General features: G+C 43.8%; 20 protein-coding genes and 7 tRNA genes. 23 read left to right on the plus strand and 4 right to left on the minus strand.

Going from position 1 to position 23,695, the window contains the following annotated elements:
* Window positions 1-118 precede the first annotated feature (118 nt).
* The 18 genes from alaS (at window position 119) to luxS (ending at window position 14,903) form a co-directional block, all read left to right on the plus strand.
* On the plus strand, window positions 119-2,701 hold the full coding sequence (gene alaS, locus LRQ06_RS10040) for an alanine--tRNA ligase (protein WP_232766200.1): 2,583 nt from the start codon (window positions 119-121) through the stop codon (window positions 2,699-2,701).
* 471 nt (window positions 2,702-3,172) lie between these two features.
* Complete coding sequence (gene csrA / locus LRQ06_RS10045) at window positions 3,173-3,370, plus strand: carbon storage regulator CsrA (RefSeq protein WP_232766201.1); 198 nt, start codon at window positions 3,173-3,175, stop codon at window positions 3,368-3,370.
* 180 nt (window positions 3,371-3,550) lie between these two features.
* A tRNA-Ser gene (locus tag LRQ06_RS10050) sits at window positions 3,551-3,643 on the plus strand.
* Between the two features lie 26 nt (window positions 3,644-3,669).
* Window positions 3,670-3,746: transfer RNA gene (locus LRQ06_RS10055), tRNA-Arg, on the plus strand.
* 6 nt (window positions 3,747-3,752) lie between these two features.
* A tRNA-Ser gene (locus LRQ06_RS10060) sits at window positions 3,753-3,845 on the plus strand.
* Window positions 3,846-3,869: 24 nt separating this feature from the next.
* A tRNA-Arg gene (locus LRQ06_RS10065) sits at window positions 3,870-3,946 on the plus strand.
* A 10-nt stretch (window positions 3,947-3,956) separates the two neighbouring features.
* Window positions 3,957-4,033: transfer RNA gene (locus LRQ06_RS10070), tRNA-Arg, on the plus strand.
* Between the two features lie 61 nt (window positions 4,034-4,094).
* Window positions 4,095-4,171 (plus strand) — tRNA-Arg (locus LRQ06_RS10075).
* Window positions 4,172-4,181: 10 nt separating this feature from the next.
* A tRNA-Arg gene (locus tag LRQ06_RS10080) sits at window positions 4,182-4,258 on the plus strand.
* 242 nt (window positions 4,259-4,500) lie between these two features.
* Window positions 4,501-4,770 carry an oxaloacetate decarboxylase subunit gamma gene (locus LRQ06_RS10085; protein WP_232766202.1) on the plus strand — a complete coding sequence of 90 codons (270 nt, stop codon included), beginning with the start codon at window positions 4,501-4,503 and terminating at the stop codon, window positions 4,768-4,770.
* 5 nt (window positions 4,771-4,775) lie between these two features.
* Window positions 4,776-6,569 carry a sodium-extruding oxaloacetate decarboxylase subunit alpha gene (oadA, locus tag LRQ06_RS10090; RefSeq protein ID WP_232766203.1) on the plus strand — a complete coding sequence of 598 codons (1,794 nt, stop codon included), beginning with the start codon at window positions 4,776-4,778 and terminating at the stop codon, window positions 6,567-6,569.
* 10 nt (window positions 6,570-6,579) lie between these two features.
* Window positions 6,580-7,710 carry a sodium ion-translocating decarboxylase subunit beta gene (locus LRQ06_RS10095; protein ID WP_232766204.1) on the plus strand — a complete coding sequence of 377 codons (1,131 nt, stop codon included), beginning with the start codon at window positions 6,580-6,582 and terminating at the stop codon, window positions 7,708-7,710.
* 106 nt (window positions 7,711-7,816) lie between these two features.
* Complete coding sequence (locus LRQ06_RS10100; protein ID WP_232766205.1) at window positions 7,817-8,767, plus strand: NADP-dependent oxidoreductase; 951 nt, start codon at window positions 7,817-7,819, stop codon at window positions 8,765-8,767.
* Entirely contained in the window at window positions 8,761-9,222 is a 462-nt protein-coding gene (locus LRQ06_RS10105) for a YqaA family protein (RefSeq protein WP_232766206.1), read from the plus strand. The genes LRQ06_RS10100 and LRQ06_RS10105 overlap by 7 nt, the downstream gene beginning before the upstream one ends.
* A 9-nt stretch (window positions 9,223-9,231) precedes the next feature.
* The gene (locus LRQ06_RS10110; protein WP_373054823.1) at window positions 9,232-12,081 is read left to right on the plus strand and encodes a M16 family metallopeptidase; all 2,850 of its coding nucleotides are present in this window, start codon (window positions 9,232-9,234) and stop codon (window positions 12,079-12,081) included.
* A 102-nt stretch (window positions 12,082-12,183) separates the two neighbouring features.
* Window positions 12,184-13,764: a glutamate--cysteine ligase gene (gene gshA, locus LRQ06_RS10115; protein ID WP_232766207.1), complete on the plus strand. Its 1,581-nt coding sequence runs from the start codon at window positions 12,184-12,186 to the stop codon at window positions 13,762-13,764.
* Entirely contained in the window at window positions 13,751-14,362 is a 612-nt protein-coding gene (locus LRQ06_RS10120) for a transglycosylase SLT domain-containing protein (RefSeq protein ID WP_232766208.1), read from the plus strand. The genes gshA and LRQ06_RS10120 overlap by 14 nt, the downstream gene beginning before the upstream one ends.
* 22 nt (window positions 14,363-14,384) lie before the next feature.
* Window positions 14,385-14,903: an S-ribosylhomocysteine lyase gene (gene luxS, locus LRQ06_RS10125; protein WP_232766209.1), complete on the plus strand. Its 519-nt coding sequence runs from the start codon at window positions 14,385-14,387 to the stop codon at window positions 14,901-14,903.
* A gap of 78 nt (window positions 14,904-14,981) precedes the next feature.
* On the opposite strand, the gene LRQ06_RS10130 is transcribed toward luxS, so the two are convergent.
* Together LRQ06_RS10130 and LRQ06_RS10135 are read right to left on the minus strand one after the other, a co-directional pair.
* Window positions 14,982-16,256, minus strand: coding sequence for an HlyC/CorC family transporter (locus LRQ06_RS10130; protein WP_232766210.1), 1,275 nt, complete (start codon window positions 16,254-16,256; stop codon window positions 14,982-14,984).
* 56 nt (window positions 16,257-16,312) lie between these two features.
* A complete protein-coding gene (locus tag LRQ06_RS10135) occupies window positions 16,313-17,107 on the minus strand; it encodes a cytochrome C assembly family protein (RefSeq protein ID WP_232766211.1) in 795 nt (264 codons plus the stop codon).
* Window positions 17,108-17,349: 242 nt separating this feature from the next.
* On the opposite strand from LRQ06_RS10135, the gene ffh reads away from it, so the two are divergent.
* The 5 genes from ffh to rplS all read left to right on the plus strand — a co-directional run bounded on the left by ffh (window position 17,350) and on the right by rplS (window position 20,948).
* Window positions 17,350-18,726, plus strand: a complete 1,377-nt coding sequence (gene ffh, locus LRQ06_RS10140; protein ID WP_232766212.1) for a signal recognition particle protein — start codon at window positions 17,350-17,352, stop codon at window positions 18,724-18,726.
* Window positions 18,727-18,946: 220 nt separating this feature from the next.
* Window positions 18,947-19,195, plus strand: a complete 249-nt coding sequence (gene rpsP, locus LRQ06_RS10145; protein ID WP_232766213.1) for a 30S ribosomal protein S16 — start codon at window positions 18,947-18,949, stop codon at window positions 19,193-19,195.
* A 32-nt stretch (window positions 19,196-19,227) separates the two neighbouring features.
* Window positions 19,228-19,782, plus strand: coding sequence for a ribosome maturation factor RimM (gene rimM, locus LRQ06_RS10150; RefSeq protein WP_232766214.1), 555 nt, complete (start codon window positions 19,228-19,230; stop codon window positions 19,780-19,782).
* 27 nt (window positions 19,783-19,809) lie between these two features.
* A complete protein-coding gene (trmD, locus tag LRQ06_RS10155; protein WP_232766215.1) occupies window positions 19,810-20,553 on the plus strand; it encodes a tRNA (guanosine(37)-N1)-methyltransferase TrmD in 744 nt (247 codons plus the stop codon).
* Between the two features lie 41 nt (window positions 20,554-20,594).
* Window positions 20,595-20,948: a 50S ribosomal protein L19 gene (gene rplS, locus LRQ06_RS10160; RefSeq protein ID WP_232766216.1), complete on the plus strand. Its 354-nt coding sequence runs from the start codon at window positions 20,595-20,597 to the stop codon at window positions 20,946-20,948.
* Between the two features lie 79 nt (window positions 20,949-21,027).
* On the opposite strand, the gene degS is transcribed toward rplS, so the two are convergent.
* Complete coding sequence (gene degS, locus LRQ06_RS10165; RefSeq protein ID WP_232766217.1) at window positions 21,028-22,095, minus strand: outer membrane-stress sensor serine endopeptidase DegS; 1,068 nt, start codon at window positions 22,093-22,095, stop codon at window positions 21,028-21,030.
* 112 nt (window positions 22,096-22,207) lie between these two features.
* Window positions 22,208-23,575, minus strand: a complete 1,368-nt coding sequence (locus LRQ06_RS10170; RefSeq protein ID WP_232766218.1) for a Do family serine endopeptidase — start codon at window positions 23,573-23,575, stop codon at window positions 22,208-22,210.
* Window positions 23,576-23,695: the final 120 nt, after the last annotated feature.

Genomic DNA, 23,695 nt, shown 5'->3' on the forward strand with positions numbered 1-23,695 from the left:
AGTTTTCACATTATATTCACTTCTTAATTACGTCTTTTCTGTAAGAAAACTAGGCGAACCGTTATCCTTGCTTTACAATATGGCAAAAATTTTACTTGAGTATTCTAGGAAGAGCTGCATGTATATGAGCACTGATGAGGTTCGTCGCGCGTTCCTCTCGTTCTTTGAATCAAAAGGACATCAAATTGTAGATAGTTCGTCGTTAGTACCTCATAACGATCCGACACTACTATTTACAAATGCGGGAATGAACCAATTTAAAGATTGTTTCCTAGGCATCGAAAAACGTCCATACACACGTGCTACAACAGCACAGCGTTGTGTGAGAGCGGGTGGTAAACATAACGATTTAGAAAACGTAGGCTTTACAGCTCGTCACCATACTTTTTTTGAAATGCTGGGAAACTTTAGTTTTGGCGATTATTTCAAAGAAGACGCCATTAAATTTGCCTGGGAATTTCTGACTGAAGTGTTAAAACTGCCTCAGGAACGTCTGCTTGTAACGATTTACAAGACAGACGATGAGGCATTTGACATCTGGCACAAGCAGGTGGGATTACCAGAAGACCGTATTATTCGCATTGGTGATAAAGACGGTGGTAAACCATACGAGTCCGACAACTTCTGGCAAATGGGCGATACCGGTCCTTGTGGTCCGTGTTCTGAGATCTTTTATGATCATGGCGAACATATCTGGGGCGGTCCTCCAGGATCGCCAGAAGAAGACGGTGATCGTTTTATCGAAATCTGGAATAACGTATTTATGCAGTTTAACCGTCATGCTGACGGTCGTATGGATCCATTACCAAAACCATCGGTGGATACCGGTATGGGGATTGAACGAATTTCTGCCATTATGCAGAAGGTTCATTCAAACTACGAAATCGATGTATTCCAGTTCCTGATAAAAGAAGCGGCAAAAGTGACTGGCAGTCAGGATTTGTCTGATCAGTCTCTTCGGGTAATTGCGGATCACATTCGTTCTTGTGCATATTTGATCATTGATGGTGTAATGCCTTCTAACGAAGGACGCGGTTATGTTTTACGCCGTATTATCCGTCGTGCAATCCGCCACGGAAATAAACTGGGCGCGAAAGACACATTCTTCTATAAATTGGTTGGTCCGCTGGCCGAGGTAATGGCAAGTGCTGGTAAAGAGCTTGAGCAGCAGCAGGCTGTTGTTGAAAAAGTGTTGCGCATTGAAGAAGAGAATTTTGGTCGTACGCTTGAACGTGGTATGGCTATTCTGAATGAAGCTCTGGATAATGTTTCGGGGAAAGTTCTGGATGGTGAAACAGTCTTTAAGCTTTACGATACTTACGGTTTTCCTGCGGATTTAACCAATGATGTTGCCCGCGAACGTGGTTTCAGTATTGACGAGGAAGGGTTTGAAGCCGCAATGGAAGCACAGCGTCAGCGAGCGCGTGAAGCTGGCCATTTCGGAACAGATTACAATGCTCAAATCAAGATAGAGGCAAGCTCTGAGTTCTGTGGTTATTCTTCCATAGAAGGGCAGAGTTTTGTTTCAGCCATGTTCGTTGATGGTCAGGAAGTTGAATCGCTATCTGCCGGTGAACATGCCATTGTGGTTCTTGAAGAAACGCCATTCTATGCTGAATCTGGTGGTCAGTGTGGCGACACCGGACTGATCAGAACCGATTCGGGATTATTTAAAGTTCTGGATACCCAGAAAGTGGGCAATGCCATCGCACATCACGGTGAATTGATCGAGGGCGTATTAGCGAAAGGTGATGCCGTGCAGGCCAGTGTGGATGCCGCCCGTCGGCAGGCCATCCGGCTGAATCACTCAGCAACGCATTTACTTCATGCGGCGTTACGTCAGGTTCTGGGTGAGCACGTTGCGCAAAAAGGCTCACTTGTTAAAGCAGATAGTTTGCGTTTCGACTTCTCGCATTTGGAAGCTATGACATCTGGAGAAATTAAAGATGTTGAGCGTATTGTGAATGCTCAGATTCGTAAGAACCATGCAGTTGAAACCAATATTATGGATCTTGATGAAGCCAAAGAGAAAGGCGCAATGGCTTTATTTGGTGAGAAGTACGATAGCAAAGTCCGGGTGCTTTCTATGGGGAACTTCTCAACAGAGCTTTGCGGCGGAACGCACGTAAACAGTACTGGTGATATCGGTCTGTTTAAGATCGTATCTGAAAGTGGTATTGCTGCCGGTATTCGTCGTATTGAGGCCGTGAGCGGTGATGCTGCTCTGGATGAGTTAGATACTCTTCAGATGGGCTACGAAACAAAACTGGCAGATGCGGCTCAGAAAGCAAAACATCTGGAAAAAGAAATTCAACAGCTAAAAGCGAAACTGGCCTCTCAGGCAAGTGCAAACTTAACCCAGCAGGTGAAAGAAATTTCCGGTGTTAAAGTATTGGTTGCTAAGTTGGATGGTGCCGATAATAAAGCGCTGCGTAGTATGGTTGATGATTTAAAAAATCAACTGGGCAGTGGGATTATTATGTTGGGTAATATTTCCGGTGATAAAGTTGGTCTGATTGCCGGAGTGACAAAAGATCTGACTGGTAAAGTGAAAGCCGGTGAGCTGGTCAATATGGTTGCTCAGCAGGTTGGTGGTAAAGGTGGTGGCCGGCCAGATATGGCTCAGGCTGGCGGTACAGATATCGCATCTTTACCGGCGGCACTGGAAAGTGTTGACGCATGGATTGAAGCGAAGCTTTAATTTCCTATGAATTTTAGTGGAAATACACCATCAAAGGTGTATTTTCTTTTTCATTTTTTTATTAACCAAGTAGTGAATACGATAAATATCACTGCTTGGTTTTGTTTTTGCGTTAGACTACGTTGAAATTTAAACAGTAGTGGGACTGTTGTTTAAAAATCTGACAAATGACGGTCTTAGTGTAGAGAATTTTGTTTTTTAACAGAATAATTTACTTAAGTTTGACTATGTTTGTATTTGGGATTGTTTTTCTTTCAGTCTGAGACTAATTTTAGTTTTAGACGAGGGAAACGGGTGATAAATAACGTATGCTGTTTATTAAGTGGTCATATTACGAAGTTTTGTCGCTGAATGTGAGCCCAAACAAGCATTTATAGGTGAATAAATCATAAGAAAGTTTACCTGATTGTTGCTTTTGTTAGATAATAATGTGGAATAAGGCAAAAACAGAGATTACTCAAGGAGCCAAGAATGCTAATTTTGACTCGCCGGGTTGGCGAAACACTAATGATTGGTGATGAAGTCACCGTAACTGTGTTAGGTGTGAAAGGAAATCAGGTTCGTATCGGTGTGAATGCGCCAAAAGAAGTATCTGTTCACCGTGAAGAAATCTACATGCGGATTCAGGCTGAAAAAGGAACGGGTAACACGGGTTCCGGGAACTATTAATGAGGAAAATTGCTGGCAGTTAATGTTGGCTTTTTTTGCAGATGGCTCATTAATACAAATATTTGCGTTAAATGTGGTGACTTTGATTAAATACCCAACGGTTGACGCGTTTTTTGTGAAATTTACCAAGAAAATGTTTGACATATTTTCGGTAAATCGTAATATGTGCCTCCGCAAGACGGTGAGGTGGCCGAGAGGCTGAAGGCGCTCCCCTGCTAAGGGAGTATACGGTTTGTAGCCGTATCGAGGGTTCGAATCCCTCCCTCACCGCCATTGTTATTGCTTATATACAAAATAGCGCGCTCGTAGCTCAGCTGGATAGAGTACCTGGCTACGAACCAGGCGGTCGAAGGTTCGAATCCTTCCGAGCGCGCCATATTCCGGTGAGGTGGCCGAGAGGCTGAAGGCGCTCCCCTGCTAAGGGAGTATACGGTTTGTAGCCGTATCGAGGGTTCGAATCCCTCCCTCACCGCCATTATTTTGTGTATATGCATACAGCGCGCTCGTAGCTCAGCTGGATAGAGTACCTGGCTACGAACCAGGCGGTCGAAGGTTCGAATCCTTCCGAGCGCGCCATATTACCGATGCGTCCTTAGCTCAGCTGGATAGAGTACCTGGCTACGAACCAGGCGGTCGGAGGTTCGAATCCTCCAGGACGCGCCACTTTTTATCGGTAAAACAAGCAATACCGGATGTTTTTTCAGACATCAATCGTTTCAATAGCGCGCTCGTAGCTCAGCTGGATAGAGTACCTGGCTACGAACCAGGCGGTCGAAGGTTCGAATCCTTCCGAGCGCGCCATATTACCGATGCGTCCTTAGCTCAGCTGGATAGAGTACCTGGCTACGAACCAGGCGGTCGGAGGTTCGAATCCTCCAGGACGCGCCACTTCTTTTTTATCGCCATATCTCCTTCGAATATTTATTCCAACACTATCTTTTTTATACCTTATTTGTTGCTATTTCGTGTTACATGTATAAATTTTCATATGCCAACATAATTATTTGATGATTTTTATCCGCCATAAGCTTATTTTAGAAAGCGAATCTTAACTTACTAATCTGAAATTTTCTTTTTTTACAATTCTGTTCGTCAACGGTGTTGATCGTTTGAAAAAGGATATTGTGTACATGGATAACTCAGTTGGAAGTTTACTTTGGCAGGCTGCAAATATCATGGTTACGGGAATGGGAGTGGTTTTCATTTTTCTGACTATTATGGTCTTTCTTGTTACATTGATGTCGAAACTTGTGCCAAAGGAATCCTTACCGGACCCCGTTCCCCGTTCTCACACTGGTATGTCAACGTCAAAGGATGTTGAGCCTCAGGTCATTGCTGCCATCAGTGCAGCCATTCATCAACATAGAACAAAGCTAAAAAAGGTAAGTAAAAGGAGCTAACTAACATGGCAAAACCATTAGCTATTACGGATGTTGTTCTGAGAGATGCGCATCAATCTTTATTTGCCACCCGGATGCGTATTGACGATATGTTGCCAATTGCAGCTGAACTGGACAATGTTGGATACTGGTCATTGGAAACCTGGGGAGGGGCGACATTTGACTCCTGTATTCGTTTCTTAGGAGAGGACCCCTGGGAACGGTTACGATTATTAAAGAAAGCTATGCCGAAAACACCGATGCAAATGTTGCTGAGGGGGCAAAATTTACTGGGATACCGTCATTATGCGGACGATGTCGTCGAGAAATTTATTGAGCGGGCCCGGACAAATGGCATGGATGTTTTTCGCATTTTTGATGCGATGAATGATGTGAGAAATTTTCAGACTGCAGTGAAAGCCACCATTGCAGTTGAAGGGCATGCTCAGGGTACGATGTCGTATACGACCAGCCCAGTTCACAATGCTCAGACCTGGGTTGATTTGGCGAAAAAACTGGAAGATTTGGGGTGTCATTCTCTTTGTATCAAAGACATGTCCGGGTTGCTGAAACCTTATGAGGCTGAAGAGTTAATAGGCAGAATTAAAGCGTCTTGTGATATCCCGCTTGCTTTGCATTGTCATGCGACCACTGGATTATCGATGGCAACGGCGGTAAAAGCCATTGAAGCGGGGGTGGATATGCTGGATACCGCCATTTCATCAATGAGTCAGACTTACGGGCATTCTCCAACGGAATCCGTGGTTGCCATGCTCGAAGGTACTGAGAGGGATACCGGACTGTCTTTGGCTGCGCTGGAGTCGATAGCGTCTTATTTCCGGGATGTCCGGAAAAAATACGCTGGTTTTGAAGGGCAATTAAAAGGTGTCGATTCCCGAATCTTAATTGCTCAGGTTCCGGGTGGCATGTTGACGAATATGGAAAGCCAGCTTAGAGATCAGGGGGCAACGGAACGTATTGACGAAGTATTGGATGAAATTCCAAGGGTCCGGAAAGATTTGGGTTATATCCCGCTTGTGACACCAACCTCTCAAATTGTTGGAACTCAGGCCGTAATTAATGTGCTGACCGGTGAACGTTATAAATCCATTACCAAAGAAACGGCCGGCATTCTGAAAGGAGAATATGGCAAAACCCCGGCAGAGCTGAATGTTGATTTACAGGCAAAAGTTCTGGATGGTGCTGAACCGATAACCTGCCGTCCGGCGGATTTATTGAAGCCTGAATTAACGGAATTGACTCAGGAGCTGTCAGATATAGCGAAAGAGCAGGCGATAACATTAAGTAAAGACAAAGTCGATGATGTTCTCGTGTATGCGTTATTCCCTCAGGTCGGCCTTAAGTTTCTTAAGAATCGCCACAATCCGGCAGCCTTCGAGCCGGTTCCCACATTAGATGAATCGGTCACATCAGCGAAAAATCCGAAATTACCGGAAGAAACGGCACCTTCAGTTGAAGCCTACAGCGTTAAAGTGGATGGGAAAGTTTACGAAGTTGAAGTTGGACCTCAGGGACAATTAACTTCAGTTGTTCCTGCTTCTCAGCCTGAAAATACGGAGAATATTTCTGGTGCTCCTGCCGGAGATATCGAGGACATTCCGGCACCTTTGGCCGGTACAATTTTTAACGTTAATGTTAATGTCGGAGATGCGGTGGCTGAAGGAGAAATTCTATTTGTTCTCGAAGCCATGAAGATGGAAACCGAAGTTCGTTCTCCCAGAGCCGGCCTGATAGAAGGTGTTTACGTGAAAGAAGGCGATTCTGTTACTGTGGGCACACCATTATTAGGTCTGGCTTAAGGAGTATTACATGGATGGATTACTGATACTTTGGTCAGAAACAGGATTGGCGAATTTTCAGTTCGGTCAGGTTTGTATGATAGTCGTCGGTGGATTATTACTTTTTTTGGCGATTACGAAAGGTTTTGAACCACTGCTGTTACTTCCTATCGGTTTCGGTGCCATATTAGCAAATATTCCTAATGCCGGCTTTACAGAACCGGGGGGATTACTTTACTACATTTATCATGTTGGTATTGAGTCCGGGGTCTTTCCTCTGCTTATCTTTATGGGAGTTGGTGCCATGACGGATTTTGGCGCCCTTATTGCTAACCCCAAAACCCTGTGGTTGGGCGGAGCGGCTCAGTTGGGGATTTTTGCCACTTTGTTTGGTGCTATTTTGCTGAATTATGTTCCGGGAATGGAATTTAGTCTGGCTGATGCGTCATCCATTGCAATTATTGGTGGTGCCGATGGTCCGACCGCGATTTTTTTAGCAAGTCGTTTGTCTCCGGATTTGTTGGGAGCCATTGCGGTAGCGGCTTATAGTTACATGGCATTGGTACCGATTATTCAGCCACCGATTATGAAAGCTCTGACGACGGTGGAAGAGCGTAAGATTAAGATGGCACAGTTAAGGTATGTCAGTAAAAAGGAAAAGATCTTTTTCCCACTGTTGGTTCTGGCACTGACGATATTACTGCTGCCGTCAGCGACACCGCTTGTCGGTATGTTCTGTCTTGGTAATCTGATGCGAGAAGCTGGAGTGGTAGAACGATTATCAAAGACAGCTCAGAATGAGCTGATTAACATAGTGACCATTTTTCTTGGTCTCGGTGTTGGTTCGAAATTACAGGCCGATAAGTTTTTGAATCTGGAGACGCTGGGTATTCTGGCCCTCGGAGCATTGGCGTTCAGTATTGGTACTGCCGGGGGTATTTTGATGGCTAAGCTGCTGAATAAGCTTTCTAAAGAAGATATTAATCCGTTAATAGGTGCAGCTGGTGTCTCGGCGGTTCCTATGGCGGCCCGTGTAGTGAATAAAGTCGGATTACAGGATAATCCTCAAAATTTTTTACTGATGCATGCTATGGGGCCGAATGTAGCCGGAGTATTAGGATCCGCCGTCGGTGCTGGTATTTTACTTGCGTTAGTTGGATAAATTCACATCATTTTCACGGAAAGGTTACCGAATTAGAGAAAAATGATATATATTCAAGGGGATGCTATTGCATCCCTTTTTAATTCACATCAAAAGGATTGTTGACATGGAAAATAAGCAAATTGCAATTACTCAGTTTGGTGACACTGATGTATTAGCCATTCAAACTGGCCAGATACCAGAGCCTAAAGAAGGAGAAGTTCTGGTTGAAGTGAATTTTGCCGGCGTGAATCCTATTGATGTGAAAACTCGTGCCGGACTTGGCTGGGCGGCAGAACAGAATAAAGACAACCTACCTTGGATTCCCGGCTATGATATTGCCGGTCGTATCGTGAAATGCGGTCCGGGTGCTGAGCGCTTTCAGGAATCCGATAATGTTGCCGGTTTTATTGGTTTTCCGGTTCAGGGTGGTGGTTATAGCCAGTATGTGTGTGTTCCTGAGTCTTTGTTAAGTTATGTTCCGCCGGCGGTCACTCTGGAAGCAGCGGCGGCTATTCCGCTTGCCGGACAAACGGCTGCTCAGGCTCTGAATAAAGTGAAAGTTCAGGAAGGAGATAGTGTACTGATCCTTGCCGGTGCCGGTGGTGTCGGACATCTGGCCATTCAGTTTGCCGTTGCGGCAAAAGCCGAAGTTTACACAACCTGTAGTGAACGTAATTTAGACTATATGGCAACACTTGGGGCTCATGCTATTAATTATGAGTTTGCGCCAGTATCAGAGCGTCTGGAAAACATTGATGTTCTGATTGATCTCGTTGGTGGCGATATTGCTTTGGATGCCCTGAAATGTCTGAATGATAATGCCAGAGTGGTTACCATTCCGACAATTTCGGCGGAGATGATCTGTGAGAAAGCCAAGCTGCTTGGTTTTGATGCAACAGGAATGCTGGTCGATCCGGATCCGGAACAAATGGATACTATGCTTTATATGATTAGTGTGGGATTACTCAAAGTGGAAATTCAGAAAATTTATCCCTACACTGAAGTGGCTGATGCACATAAACAAATGGAATCCGGTCATACCCGGGGTAAGATCCTTCTTAATATGAAATGTTAAACTGGCTGATGTCCCTCGGGATAGATTTTGGACATCAATGGGCAGACTCTGCATTGTCCATGTTGTTTTTGTCTGGCTTTCTTAGTGCAACACTATTGCCCGGAGGCTCAGAAGCTGTGTTGTTTGCAACATTGGATCTTCATACTTACTCCCCTTTTTTGGCTGTATCTGTTGCGACGTTTGGTAATTCTTTGGGCGGAGTGGCTAATTTTGCGATTGGCTTGTGGATACCTAACCGGAGTCAGAATCGAAAGCGTGGTCTCAGATCTCTGTTATGGCTGAAAAAGTACGGTTACTGGGCTTTATTGTTTAGCTGGTTACCTGTTGTCGGTGATGCGATGTGTGTTGCTGCGGGATGGTTACGAATGAGACTGCTCCCTTCTTTTATTCTTATTCTAATTGGTAAAGCAATTCGGTACGCAGTTCTTGCTGCACTTTTTTATGGTTTTTTTTAAGGAGCAGTGATGTTTCTGCGCTGGCTTTACATTAGTGTACTGACACTGATCGTTGTGGCCTGTTCTTCAACAGGGAAACAAGCGAACCGGGTTTCACTGCCTGCCGGTGTTACGTTAACTGAAAAGCATCAGCCAACGCTTGGTGAGGTTGGTATTCCTTATTCAAAGTATCGGTTGTCAAATGGTCTGACGATCATTCTTGCCCCTGATCATTCAGATCCGCTGGTGAAAGTGGATGTCACTTATCATGTTGGTTCATCCAGAGAAGAACCCGGATATACTGGATTTGCACATTTCTTTGAACACATGATGTTTCAGGGCTCTAAACACGTCGGTGATCAGCAACATTTCAGAATGATTACAGAAGCCGGCGGTACTCTTAATGGCTCAACCAATCGTGACCGGACCAACTACTATGAAATGGTACCGTCTAATCAGCTGGAAAAAGTGCTTTGGCTAGAATCCGACAGGATGGGGTTTTTACTGGATGCTGTCTCCCAGCGGAAATTTGAAATACAGAGGGATACGGTAAAAAATGAGCGAGCCCAAAATTATGATGATCGGCCCTATGGTCTTATCTGGGAAAAAATGGATCAGGCGATGTTCCCTCCTACGCACCCTTATTCATGGCAGCCGATAGGTTATGTTGACGATTTAGATCGGGTGAGTGTGAAGGATTTAAAAGCATTCTTTTTACGCTGGTATGGGCCAAATAATGCCGTGTTAACCATTGGTGGGGATATTGATGTTGGGCAGACATTAAAGTGGGTGAAGAAGTATTTTGGCCCGATACCTAAAGGTCCGGATGTGACCCGAATAGCCAAAGAGCCGGTATCATTATCTCATGATCGTTATATTACTGTTGAAGATCGTATAAAGCAGCCAATGGTAGTGATTGGTTGGCCTACGGAATATTTAGGTGCTCCTTCTGAAATCAGTCTGGATGTGCTCGCCCGGGTCATTGGTGGTGGTAGCAACAGTCTCCTTTATCAGAAGCTGGTGAAAACACAAAAAGCACTGGATGCCGGATCATTTCAGAAATGTGGTGAGTTGTCCTGCCGTTTTTACCTGTATGCTATGACGTCATCGTTACAGCCCGGAAAGTTGAAACAGCTAAAAGACACTATGCTATCTGTTGTTGGTCAGCTTTATAAATCCGGGATTCATGCTTCCCGGCTAAAAGAGATAAAAGGAATGGCCCAGGCGGATGCTGTTTTTGCTTTAGAAAGTGTTTCCGGAAAAGTAGCTCAGCTAGCCAGTAATCAAATCTATTTTAATCAGCCGGATAGGCTTCAGCAGGAATTAGCTGAGCTTGATAACGTTACCGAGCGTTCCGTTCGCGATGTTTTACAGCATTTTTTACTATCCAGACATAAAGTTGTGATGAGTGTTGTTCCTCAGGGACATCCGGAACTGGCGGTCACAAAGCAGAATTATACTTTTCACCGGGCTCCGGTAGTCGAAAAAAATCAGCTCGAAACTCAAACGTTGAAATACAGAAAACCCCGGGATACCTTTGATCGTTCGAGAGTACCGGCGGTGGTGAAATCGGTCATGCCTTCTGTTCCCAGACTTTATAATGATTATCTGGATAATGGTGTTGAAATCATGGGTACGGAAACTACGGAAACGCCCACTGTACTGATTCAGATATCGGTTCCTGCCGGTAACCGGTATGTGCCTTCTGGTAAAGAAGGGTTAGCCGGTATTACGGCTGATCTTTTGTCCGAGGGAACGACGCTGCATAGTTCAGAGGAAATTGAATCCAGACTGGATAAACTGGGCTCTGTTATTTCCGTTAGCAGTGGAATGTATACTTCGAAAATTGTTGTATCGTCTCTGAAGAGCCATTTAGACGAAACTCTGACGACTTTAAATGAGATACTGAATAATCCGCAATTCAGTATCCATGACTTTAACAGAATTAAGCATCAGAGGATTCAGGAGGCGTTATACCGACATGAAAAATCCGGTTGGCTTGCCTCTCAGGCAACAAGACAAATTCTTTATGATCATACCATTTTTGCCCGGAGTCCTGACGGGACACCTGGTTCACTCAAAGGTATAACGTTAAAAGAGGTGAAAGCGTTTTTTGCCAGTCATTACACTCCTAACGGTGCTCAGGTTTCGGTTGTCGGTGATATCTCTGAAAGAGAGGCAATGCAAAAACTGCAGTTTTTAAATCACTGGAAAGGGTTACCGGCGCCTTTATTAGTTCCTCAGTCTCTGATACCTCTGAAAGGTCAGAGTATTTACTTAATTAATAAGCCGGGCAGTTCGCAAAGCATTGTAAGGTTTGTTCGTCAGGGAATGAAATTTGATGCGACCGGAGAAATGTTTATGACTCAGTTGGCGAATTTTAATCTGGCCGGAAACTTTAACAGCCGTATGAATCAGAATTTGCGGGAAGATAAAGGTATTACCTATGGTATGAGTGGGTATATTGCAAGTAACCGGGAAGTTGGCGCGATTATCTTTAATGCTTCGGTGAAACAGGAAGCCACGCTGGAAGCCATTCGTGAAATTAAATCTGAAATGCTTCGCTATTCTCAGGAAGGCATTACAGATAGTGAATTGCAATTTATGCGACTGGCCGTCGGACAGCAGGATGCACTTGAATATGAAACACCGGCGCAAAAAGCACAGTTAATCGGTGGAATTATGACTTACAGCCTTGATCCGGATTATTTATCAGAAAGAAACCAGATTGTTGCTGATATTTCAAAAGCGACGATTAACACCCTTATAAGGAAATGGTTTAATCCCGAAGATTATCAGATTATAGTAGTCGGAGATGCAAATAAGCTAAAGCCTCAACTTGAGAAGCTGAATCTTCCTGTTGTTGAGCTTGAAATATAAGATTGAAGGACGCATTAATAGTCCATAATATAAGTTCACCCGGCGATAAGAAATACGGAATGGAATCGGATTGTTATCGCCCCAGAATAAGCGAAGCTCATTTTGACTAATTTTTCCCTACGCCTTGAGAAGATCGCCAAAGATCCTCAAATATTTCGGTCTTTAGGACGAGGTATTGAGCGAGAAAGTTTACGTTTTAATTCAGATGGTCATCTGGCTCATACACCACACCCAAAAGCATTGGGGTCGGCATTAACCAATCGTTTTATTACGACGGATTTTTCGGAGTCATTACTTGAATTTATTACCCCGGTTAACAACGATGTCGATACATTGCTGGATCAGTTGACAGATATTCATGCCTTTTCTGATTCGAACATGGGTGATGAGCATTTGTGGCCAATGTCCATGCCTTGCTTTGTCGGTAATGAAGACGATATTCAGCTGGCTCAATACGGAACGTCGAATTCTGGTAAAATGAAAACCTTGTATCGGGAAGGTCTGAAAAGACGCTATGGCAGCCTGATGCAAATTATCTCCGGCGTTCATTTTAATTTTTCATTTCCTGATTCATTCTGGGATGCGTTATTTGGTCAACAGAGTGAAAAGGAGAGGGAAGAGAGTCGTTCTGCCGGATATTTTGGATTAATCCGTAATTATTATCGTTTTGGATGGCTAATTCCTTACCTGTTCGGGGCATCACCGGCTATCTGTTCGTCTTTTCTTCAGGGAAAAAAATCCAATCTGCCTTTTGAACATATTGGAAAAACATTGTTCCTTCCCCATGCGACATCATTAAGACTGAGCGATTTGGGTTATACCAATCATGCGCAAAGCGCATTAAAAATCGGGTTTAACAGTTTAGAGCAGTATTTATCCGGATTGTCTAAAGCGATTCGTACACCTTCTGAAGAGTTTGCCCGCATCGGTATTAAAGTGGATGGAGAGTACCGGCAGTTAAACTCAAATATTCTACAGATAGAAAATGAATTGTATGCCCCAATCCGGCCTAAGAGAGTGGCAAAGGATGGTGAAAAGCCATCAGAAGCTTTGGCAAGAGGCGGAGTTGAATACATTGAAGTCCGTTCTCTGGATGTCAATCCATTCAGTCCAGTCGGTATTAATAAAACCCAGATCCGGTTCTTAGATGTTTTCCTTGTCTGGGCTGCGTTAAGTGATTCGGATTTGATGGGAGGGTGTGAGCTTGAATGTTGGCGGGCAAACTGGAGAAAAGTGATTCTTGAAGGCCGTAAACCGGGGTTAGAGCTTCAGATTGGTTGCCAGGGAGAAGTCCTCAGTCTGACCGAATGGGCAAAACGGGTGTTTTCCGAGTTTTCTGAAGTCGCTAAAGTGATGGATCAGGTAAACGATGATCATCGTTATTCAGATGTTATCACTGAGCTGGCAGACTGGATAATGCATCCTGAGAAAACACTGTCATCGCAAATGTTGGAAAAAATTAAAGAAACCGGAGGTATTGGTTCTCTGGGCAGAGCTTTGAATCAGCATCATAGCGATTTCTACCGTCAATATCAGTTGCGTCATTTTTCCAGAGAGGTACTGAATCAGGAGGCTATTGAGTCTCTGGAGAAACAACGAAAAATAGAAAAATCCGATTCGATGGATTTTGATACATTTTTATCTGACTATTTTGCCTGTTTACATACCAATGCGTTTGCTTAAGTTTTTCTGTTTTTTGATCTTTCCCTGCACACTTCTGATTTCGGGGTGTGCAACGCCACCGCCGTCGCATCCGGAAAATATCTGTTCTATTTTTCGTGAAAACCCGGATTGGTATGAAGATGCGGTTGATATGAATGATCGTTGGGGAACACCGATTCAGGTAGCAATGGCATTTGTTAAACAGGAAAGTTCATTTCGGCATGATGCTTTGCCTCCCCGTGATTATCTGCTGGGATTTGTTCCTTTCGGCCGGGTGAGCAGTGCTTATGGCTATGCACAGGCCCAGGACCCGGCGTGGGAAGATTTTCAGAAGGCGACGGACAATGGCGGAAGCCGGACGAATTTTTCTGATTCCCTGATGTTTATTGGCTGGTATACTAGGACAACAAATAAAGCACTGGGTATTTCGATGTGGGACACTTATAACCAGTATTTAGCGTATCATGAAGGTAAAGGTGGATTCCGTAAAAAGAGTTATCGCTCTAAACCTTCCGTGATGTCAGTGGCCCGTCGGGTTGCTCAGCAGGCTAAAAATTATGGGTGGCAACTGAAGAAATGTCGTCAGGAGCTTGAAGATAATCGTAGCTGGTTTTTTTAATCAGCCGGAATGGAGAAAAGTAATGCCATTACTAGATAGTTTTACCGTAGATCATACCCGGATGAATGCCCCCGCTGTTCGAGTGGCAAAAAAAATGACAACGCCTCAGGGGGATACTATTACGGTGTTTGATTTACGTTTTACAGCACCAAATAAAGATATCCTGTCAGAAAAAGGAATCCATACGTTAGAACATTTGTACGCGGGATTTATGCGTTCACACCTGAATGGCAGCGATGTAGAAATCATTGATATTTCTCCAATGGGATGCCGGACTGGTTTTTATATGAGCCTAATCGGTGCACCGGATGAGCAGCAGGTTGTTGATGCCTGGTTGGCATCAATGAATGATGTTCTGAAAGTTGAAAGTCAGGACAATATTCCTGAACTGAATATTTATCAGTGTGGAACGGCTAAAATGCATTCTCTTGATGAAGCAAAACAAATTGCGAAAATGATCATTGATGCTGGCATCTCAATTAATAAAAACGATGAGTTAGCATTACCTAAATCAATGCTGGACGAGCTTAAAGTTCATTAATTTATAAATTGTCAGTAGTAAAAAGCTTGGTTGTTGACCAAGCTTTTTTTGTTTCTTGCACAACGAATATCAGCAGGACTACTGATTTTTTTTCTTGCTCGGATAGACTTTCACAGAGGTAATCCTGTTTTCTTCTATTTCCATTATTTCCATGGCATGACCGGAAATTCTGACGCTGAGTTTGGTTTCCGGAATGTCTTCTAAATGCTCCAGAAGCAGACCATTTAGAGTTCTCGGCCCGTCAGTTGGTAATTTCCACCGTAAGCTTTTGTTGATATCCCGGATATTGGCGCTGCCTTCAATAATAAAGCTACCGTCAACCTGTGGTGTAATTTCTTCTGCCAGACTTGGCTGCATTGATGTCGTAAACTCACCAACAATCTCTTCCAGAATGTCTTCCAGAGTGATGAGCCCGTTTATATCTCCGTACTCATCAACAATCAGGCCAATCCTTTCTTTATTTCGCTGGAACTTTAATAACTGAACATTCAGAGGCGTAGATTCCGGGATAAAATAGACTTCGTCTGATGCACGCAGCAGTGTTTCTTTGTTAACCTCATTTTTCTCAAGCATGATTTTAAAAGCGTCACGCAGTTTTAGGATACCGACTACTTCATCGATATTATCCCGGTAAAGAACCAAACGGCCGTGGGCTGAGTGTGTCAGTTTACGAACAATGGACTTCCAGTCATCATTAATATTGATACCGGCAATTTCATTTCTGGGTATCATGATGTCGTTAACGGTGACGTGCTCCAGATCCAGAATAGATAACAACATATCCTGGTGGCGTTTAGGAATCAGTCCGCCGGCTTCATTCACAATGGTTCTGAGCTCTTCTGAGCTCAGACTGTCTTCTACGGAATGTTTGACGGACAAGCCTAGCAAACGGATGAAACCATTGGTGATAAAATTGACAAATACCACTAATGGGGACAGTAACTTCATTAACACGACCAGTACTAAGCTACTGGCGTTGGACACTTTTTCCGGATAAATTGCAGCCAGTGTTTTGGGTGTCACTTCCGCAAATACCAGAATAACCAGAGTTAAAGCCCCGGTGGCGATTGCGACGCCAAGATCGCCATACAAACGCATACCTATGATGGTCGCGATGGCAGATGCCAGAATATTGACCAGATTATTACCGATGAGAATGAGTCCGATGAGCCTGTCTGGTCTGGAAAGTAGTTTTTCGACGCGTTTTGCTCCTTTATTCCCCGTGTTAGCCAGATGCTTAAGCCGGTAACGGTTCAGAGACATCATTCCGGTTTCTGAGCCGGAAAAGTAACCGGAAATAACGATAAGGCACGCAAGCAGAGCAAATAATATACCCGTTGATATATCGTCCAAAATTAAAGATTCCCTTAAATATTTTTAACAAATGTCATTCTTATTACCATTGGGTCTTAACTAAGAATAAACTCTCGAACAAAGCGGTTACCAAAGTAGGCCAGCGTTAATATAAACGCGCCCAGTATGGTTAACCATGTAACCCGCCGTCCTCTCCAGCCTTTCTGATAGTGTCCCCAGAGAAGTATGGAAAAGACAATCCAGGCGATAAAAGAAAGGATTCCTTTGTGCATATTTCCCCGGGAAAACACTTCTTCTATATACACAAACCCAGTTACTAATGTTGCAGTAAGCAAAAGGTTACCAAATAAAATGATACGGAATAGCTGCCTTTCTACCATCATTAACGGGGGCAGGTTAGGGTTAATCGCCAGTGCCTGTTTGCTTTTTAATTTGTGATCCAGCCAGGCGATTTGAACCGCATAAAGTGCGCCTATAATGAGGGCGGCATAAGACGCCAGCGCAAGAGAGATATGAATGAGTAGCTCGGTCTTATTCTCTAAGTGCGTCATAAAGGTTCCGGGCAAAAAGGTTGCAGCGGCCAGGATGATGGCAGAAAAACTGTAGACAATTGGCAGTAAAAACCACAGGCGGACTTTTAAAGTCGAAACCGTCATAGCAAGAGAAATAATAAAGCTGACCAGTGATGCGACATTCAGAATGCTCAGGTTCTGTCCGTTACTGTGAAGAATTAAATCGCTTAATGACCAGCCGTGAAGAATCAGAGCTAAAATGGCACTGATAAAAACAGCACGTGCTTTTACTCCGACCTGATGCAGAATACCGGGAATGATGGTGGCAATAGCAATGAAATAGCAAGCAGATGACACTATTGCAATGATGTCGTCCATATCTCTCATGAAAATTATTAGAACAAAATCAGATTATAACCTGCTAATAGTCTCAGGGCTATGTTCATCCTTGGCGATTTTGTATGTTGCTGTGTCTTTTACCGGATAAAATTGTGTAATTGCCGGCTTTTTGATATATGCCGGACAGTTTTACAGGAATGAAAGATGCTAACGGGTATGACTATTACTCCGGCTAAGGTATACTCTTGGGTATTTGTCGCCGTACCGCGTAGAGAAGCAAGATGTTTGAGAATTTAACCGACCGTTTATCCCATACGCTGAAGAATATCAGTGGTAAAGGACGTCTGACAGCTGAGAATATTAAAGAAACGTTGCGGGAAGTGCGCATGGCACTTCTGGAAGCTGACGTCGCTTTGCCTGTTATCCGGGAATTTGTTAATCGGGTGAAAGAAAAAGCCGTAGGAATTGAAGTTTCTAAGTCACTGACGCCCGGACAGGAATTTATAAAACTGGTTCAGACGGAATTAGAAGCCGTGATGGGCGAGTCGAATGAAGCCTTGAATCTGGCTGCTCAGCCTCCGGCCGTGATTTTGATGGCTGGTTTACAGGGGGCTGGTAAGACAACCAGTGTGGGTAAATTAGCCAAACAACTTCAGGAAGTTGAGAAGAAAAAAGTACTGGTTGTTTCAGCTGACGTGTATCGTCCTGCGGCGATAAAACAGTTGGAAACGTTAGCTGCTGATGTTGGCGCGGATTTCTTTCCTTCATCTCCTGATCAGAAACCTATCGATATTGCGGATGCGGCGGTTGAGCATGCCAAACGCAAATTTTATGACGTATTAATTGTAGATACGGCAGGCCGGTTGGCCATCGATGAAGAAATGATGGGCGAAATAAAATCTCTTCATTCTGCTATTGATCCGGTTGAAACCCTTTTTGTTGTTGATGCCATGACCGGTCAGGATGCGGCTAATACGGCCAAAGCATTTGGTGATGCTTTACCTTTAACCGGTGTCATTTTAACGAAAGTGGATGGTGATGCCCGGGGTGGGGCGGCGTTGTCTGTTCGTTACATCACCGGTAAACCCATTAAATTCTTAGGTGTCGGTGAGAAGACGGATGCATTAGAACCATTTCATCCTGACAGAGTGGCATCCCGTATCCTGGGAATGGGGGACGTATTATCCCTAATCGAAGATATTCAGCGAAACGTTGATCAGGATAAGGCTCAGAAATTAGCGAAAAAATTCAAAGAGAAAAAAGGGTTTGATCTGGAAGATTTTCGTGAACAGCTTGGCCAGATGCAGAATATGGGCGGAATGATGGGAATGCTGGATAAGCTCCCTGGCATGTCAAAACTTCCGACAGATATAAAAGATAAAGTTGACGATAAAATGTTCCGGCAGATGGAAGCCATCATCAGCTCCATGACTATGAAAGAGCGGGAACGCCCGGATCTGATTAAAGGCTCAAGGAAAAAACGCATTGCTGCGGGTTCTGGTACACAGGTTCAGGATGTTAACCGCCTGCTTAAACAGTTTACCCAAATGCAGAAAATGATGAAAAAAATGCAGAAAGGTGGCATGAAAGGAATGATGCGTAATATGCAGGGAATGATGGGCGGTATGGGCGGCGGTTTTAACCCGTTTGGTCGTTAGTAAAATAAGTTTTAAGGTGATTAGTCACTTATCATTACAGAAGCGTTTCTTGTATTAAGATGACGTTCTGTACATTGGTTGAAAAATAGCTAAAAACCTTGCAATAGCTCCGAATAAGAGTAAAATTCCGGGGCTTTAAATTGGCACGAGACCCCAAACTGTTTCTTAATAAGCGGTGTTTGGGGTTAATTTTATTATTGAGAAAGCAAAAGAGGACGATATGGTAACCATTCGTTTGGCACGTCACGGCGCTAAAAAGCGTCCATTTTATCAAATTGTTGTAGCAGATAGCCGTAAAGCAGCTACTGGTCGTTTCATCGAAAAAGTGGGTTTCTATAACCCAACTGCACGTGGTCAGGAAGAAGGCCTACGTCTGGACCTGGACCGTGTTAATCACTGGGTTGGTCAAGGCGCGACTGTATCTGATCGCGTAGCTAAACTAGTAAAAGACGCTCAAGCAGCGGCTTAATCTATTTATTGTTCTGAGATAGTGACTAGTTTATGTCGATGAAAGGTAAAGAAACCATGAGCGGGCAAAACGAAAAAGTTGTTGTAGGTAAGTTTGGTGCTACTTATGGCATTCGTGGCTGGCTTAAAGTTTTTTCCTATACAGACAACGCTGAAAGCATTTTTAGTTATTCTCCCTGGTATGTAAAACATAAAGGGGAATGGGTTGAATACAATATTGAAAGTTGGAAACGCCATAATAAAGGTCTGGTTGTTAAATTAGACGGTATGGATGTTCGGGAAGATGCAAATCTTCTGACTAACTTTGAAATTGCGATTGATCCAGGTTCATTGCCTGAACTGTCAGAAGATGAGTTCTACTGGCGAGAGTTGTTTGGTATGCAAGTGGTCACCACTAATGGCTATAACCTCGGAGAGGTGACAGACATTATGGAAACCGGCTCAAATGATGTTTTGGTGGTGAAAGCGAATTTAAAAGATGCTTTTGGGCAAAAGGAACGTTTAATCCCGTTCCTTGAAGAGCAAGTGATCAAACAAGTTGATCGCGAAGCTCAACGGATCGAAGTTGACTGGGATCCTGGGTTTTAATTTATTCCCCGGCAGAGCGAGTTAGACATGTGGGTTGGCGTTATTAGCCTTTTTCCAGAAATGTTCCGTTCTGTTACTGATTTTGGGGTAACAGGTCAAGCGGTAAAAAAAGGTTTACTTTCAATAGAAATGTGGAATCCAAGAGATTTTACTCACGATAAACATCGGACTGTTGATGATAAACCATACGGTGGTGGTCCTGGCATGTTAATGATGGTTCAACCTTTGCGTGATGCCATACATGCTGCTAAAAAGGCTGCTCCCGGAAAGACGAAAGTCATATACCTTTCTCCACAGGGTCGTAAGTTAGATCAGTGTGGAGTAGAAGAGCTGGCAACAAATGAGAACCTTGTTTTGATTTGTGGCCGCTACGAAGGGGTAGATGAGCGTATTATTGAGTCAGAAGTTGATGAAGAATGGTCAATTGGCGACTTTGTAATGACGGGTGGAGAGATTCCGGCCATGACGTTAATCGATTCCGCCTCCCGGTTTATTCCCGGAGTGTTGGGAGATTTTGCGTCAGCAGAAGAAGATTCTTTTGCAAATGGTTTGTTGGATTGTCCTCATTATACACGTCCTGAAGTACTGGATGATGTTGAGGTTCCAAAGGTTCTTAAATCCGGAAATCATCGTGATATTCGTCGCTGGCGGTTGAAACAATCGCTGGGCCGAACTTGGCTGAGAAGACCAGAGCTCCTGGAAAACCTAGCTCTGACTGACGAACAGGAACAATTACTGGTCGAGTTTATTAAAGAAAACCGAACCAAGTAACCTATTTAATTTAGTATCAGTTTATTCTAGGAAATTTAAAAATGAGTAATATCATCAAAGCTCTTGAGCAAGAGCAAATGAAGCAAGACCTACCTACTTTCGCACCAGGTGATACTGTTGTGGTTCAAGTTAAGGTAAAAGAAGGTGAACGTGAGCGTCTACAGGCATTTGAAGGCGTTGTAATCGCAGTACGTAACCGTGGTCTTCACTCTGCATTCACCGTTCGTAAGATCTCTAACGGTGAAGGTGTAGAGCGTACGTTCCAAACTCACTCTCCAGCAGTGAATAGCATTGAAGTGAAACGTCGTGGTGCAGTACGTCGTGCCAAGTTGTACTACCTACGTGAACGTTCAGGTAAAGCGGCTCGTATCAAAGAGAAGCTTGCTAAGAAATAATGCTGACACTAGCGTTCTCATAAAGAAAAGCGGAGCCATTTGGCTCCGCTTTTTATTTTATGGGAATTCTGTATTGTGATTATTTGTCTCTTTTATCTTCTGCAACGGTTACCGGGATAGTCAGCTCTTTCCCATTGCGAATGACCACAACCTTGACGGTTGTTCCTGGACGCAGATCAGTAACAATTTCCATCACACTCTGGCGTCCGGCAACTTTATGACCATCGATACGAATGATGATATCTTTGGGTTTAAATCCTGCACTAGCGGCCGGGCCATTGGGATCGACACCAAGTACAACAATACCCCCAATATGCTCATTTCCTAAAAGGCGTGAAGTAAGAGAGTTGATATCCTGCCCGTCAATACCGATGTATCCGCGGATCACACGTCCGTCCGCAATAATTTTCTGCATAATTTTATTGGCAAGTTTATAGGGTATTGCAAATGAAATACCGTAAGTTTCCAAATCCGTAGCCTGTTGAAATGACGCAGTATTGATGCCGACGAGTTCTCCCTGAGTATTGACAAGAGCGCCACCGGAATTCCCTTTATTGATTGCGGCATCGGTTTGAATGAAAGACTGTCTGCCATCGGCACTGATTGATGAGCGTCCGGTCGCTGAAATAATACCAAATGTCGTGGTTTGTCCCAAATTGTAAGGGTTACCGATGGCTAAAACGACATCACCTACCTGAGGAGAATAATTTGGATTTAAAGGGATAACAGGCAAGTTATTACCATCGATGCGCAAAATAGCAATATCACTTCGTTTATCCTTACCGACAAGCTGGGCAGCGGCTACCCGGCCATCCTGAAGTGCGACGATGATTTGGTCTGCCTGAGCAATAACGTGATAATTAGTAATGATGTATCCTTTCGCGCTGACGATGACGCCGGATCCCAGTCCCTGAGTTGAAAGCTTGCGTCTGTCATTTTCGGTATACTTTCTGCTGTAGATATTGACTACGGCAGGTGCAGCTTTACGAACCGCTTCATTGAACGTAATTTGCAGTGACTGAATACTGTTAGATTCGGAGTGTTCAAGTAAAGAAAAGACATGCTGCCTAGTTGATGGAACAGCAAAAATGACAACAATGGATGTCACTAATCCCAGAATGATTGAACGAATTAAATAGCGAAACATATTCTCCCCGGTTCTGAACTTATTCCAAAGAACAATTACACAGGGAGAATAGCATTACCTTATGAGTGTGGAAATGGGCTAATGAAAAAGATTAGCCCTGTGAGACATTGGTTTAGCGAATAACCAGATAAATAGTTCGTTCACCTCTCTGGATATTAAGGGCTAATACCCCTTGAGTTTTTTCCAGTATTTTTCTGAGCTGAGCGATGTTTTTCACTCTTTGGCGGTTAACCCCGATGATAATATCGTCTTTTTTAAGTTGATATTGCGCAGCAGGAGAATCTTTTTTCACACTGATTACTTTGATGCCTTCAATCGGATCCGCCGGTGTTGTGTTAGCCAGCTCTGCACCTGCTAATCCTTCATGTAAGTTATCGGCCAGTGTTTTTGTTTCATTCTGTTCGCCTAATGTGACTTTAAAGTCTTTCTTATTACCATCTCTCAATATGCCAAGCGTAACTTTTTTACCGGCGCCAAGCGTTGCCACTTTGGCTCTTAACTCGGCGAAGCTATCAATATCTTTTCCGTTGATAGAAACGATAATATCGCCGGCTTTCAATCCCGCTTTATCAGCGGCACTATTTGGTATTACCTGACTGATAAAGGCACCTTTGCTGGATTTATAACCCATTGCCTGTGCCAGTTCGGATGTTACTTCTCCTCCCTGAACCCCCAGCATACCGCGTTTGACTTCTCCAAACTGCAGAATCTGATCGGTCAGGTTTTTCATCATGTTAGAAGGAATGGCAAACCCGATACCAATGTTACCGCCGCTAGGTCCCAATATAGCGGTATTAATTCCGATAAGCTCGCCTTTCAGGTTGACAAGGGCACCACCGGAGTTACCGCTGTTAATAGCCGCATCGGTCTGAATGAAGTTTTCAAAATTCTCGATATTCAGCCCACTACGGCCCAATGCGGAAACAATACCAGACGTCACTGTCTGACCGAGACCAAATGGGTTACCGATAGCAACGGCAAAATCACCAACTCTCAGTTTGTCTGAATCTGCGACTTTTATCTGAGTCAGGTTACTGGCATTTTGCAGTTGGATCAGAGCAATGTCTGACATTTTGTCACCACCAACCAGTTTAGCTTTGTATTCCCGGCCATCATGAAGTTTCACTTTAATTTTTGTCGCACTGTTAATGACATGGTAATTTGTGACCACATACCCTTTTTGGGCATTGATAATTACGCCGGAACCCAATGCTTTGAATGGCCGTTCCTGCAATTGTTCTGTGGGAAAATCTGGCCCGAAGAAGAAACGGAATTGCTCAGGAATTTTTTGGCGGGAAACCTGAGTTCCTTCTACAGCGATGCTAACTACTGCCGGAGTAACATGCTCTAGCATTGGTGCCAGGCTTGGTAGTTGCTCTCCATTTACAGTAAGAGGAAGGGCTGCGGATGCGGGTATTGGTGTAATGACTGAACTAAGACATAATGATAGAGCGGTTAGTGCAAGCAAAGGTTTTTTCATCCTAAAACTCCTCTGGTATTTGATTTGCCTGTTGCTATCCCATATATGTGCGTAACCGGATAACGTTAATGACAGAGACGAGAATTAAGACTCAAAAACCTTTGTAAAGTTCATAAAAAA

Origin of the sequence: Vibrio salinus, assembly GCF_021272385.1 — a bacterium.
GTDB classification, from domain to species: domain Bacteria; phylum Pseudomonadota; class Gammaproteobacteria; order Enterobacterales; family Vibrionaceae; genus Vibrio; species Vibrio salinus.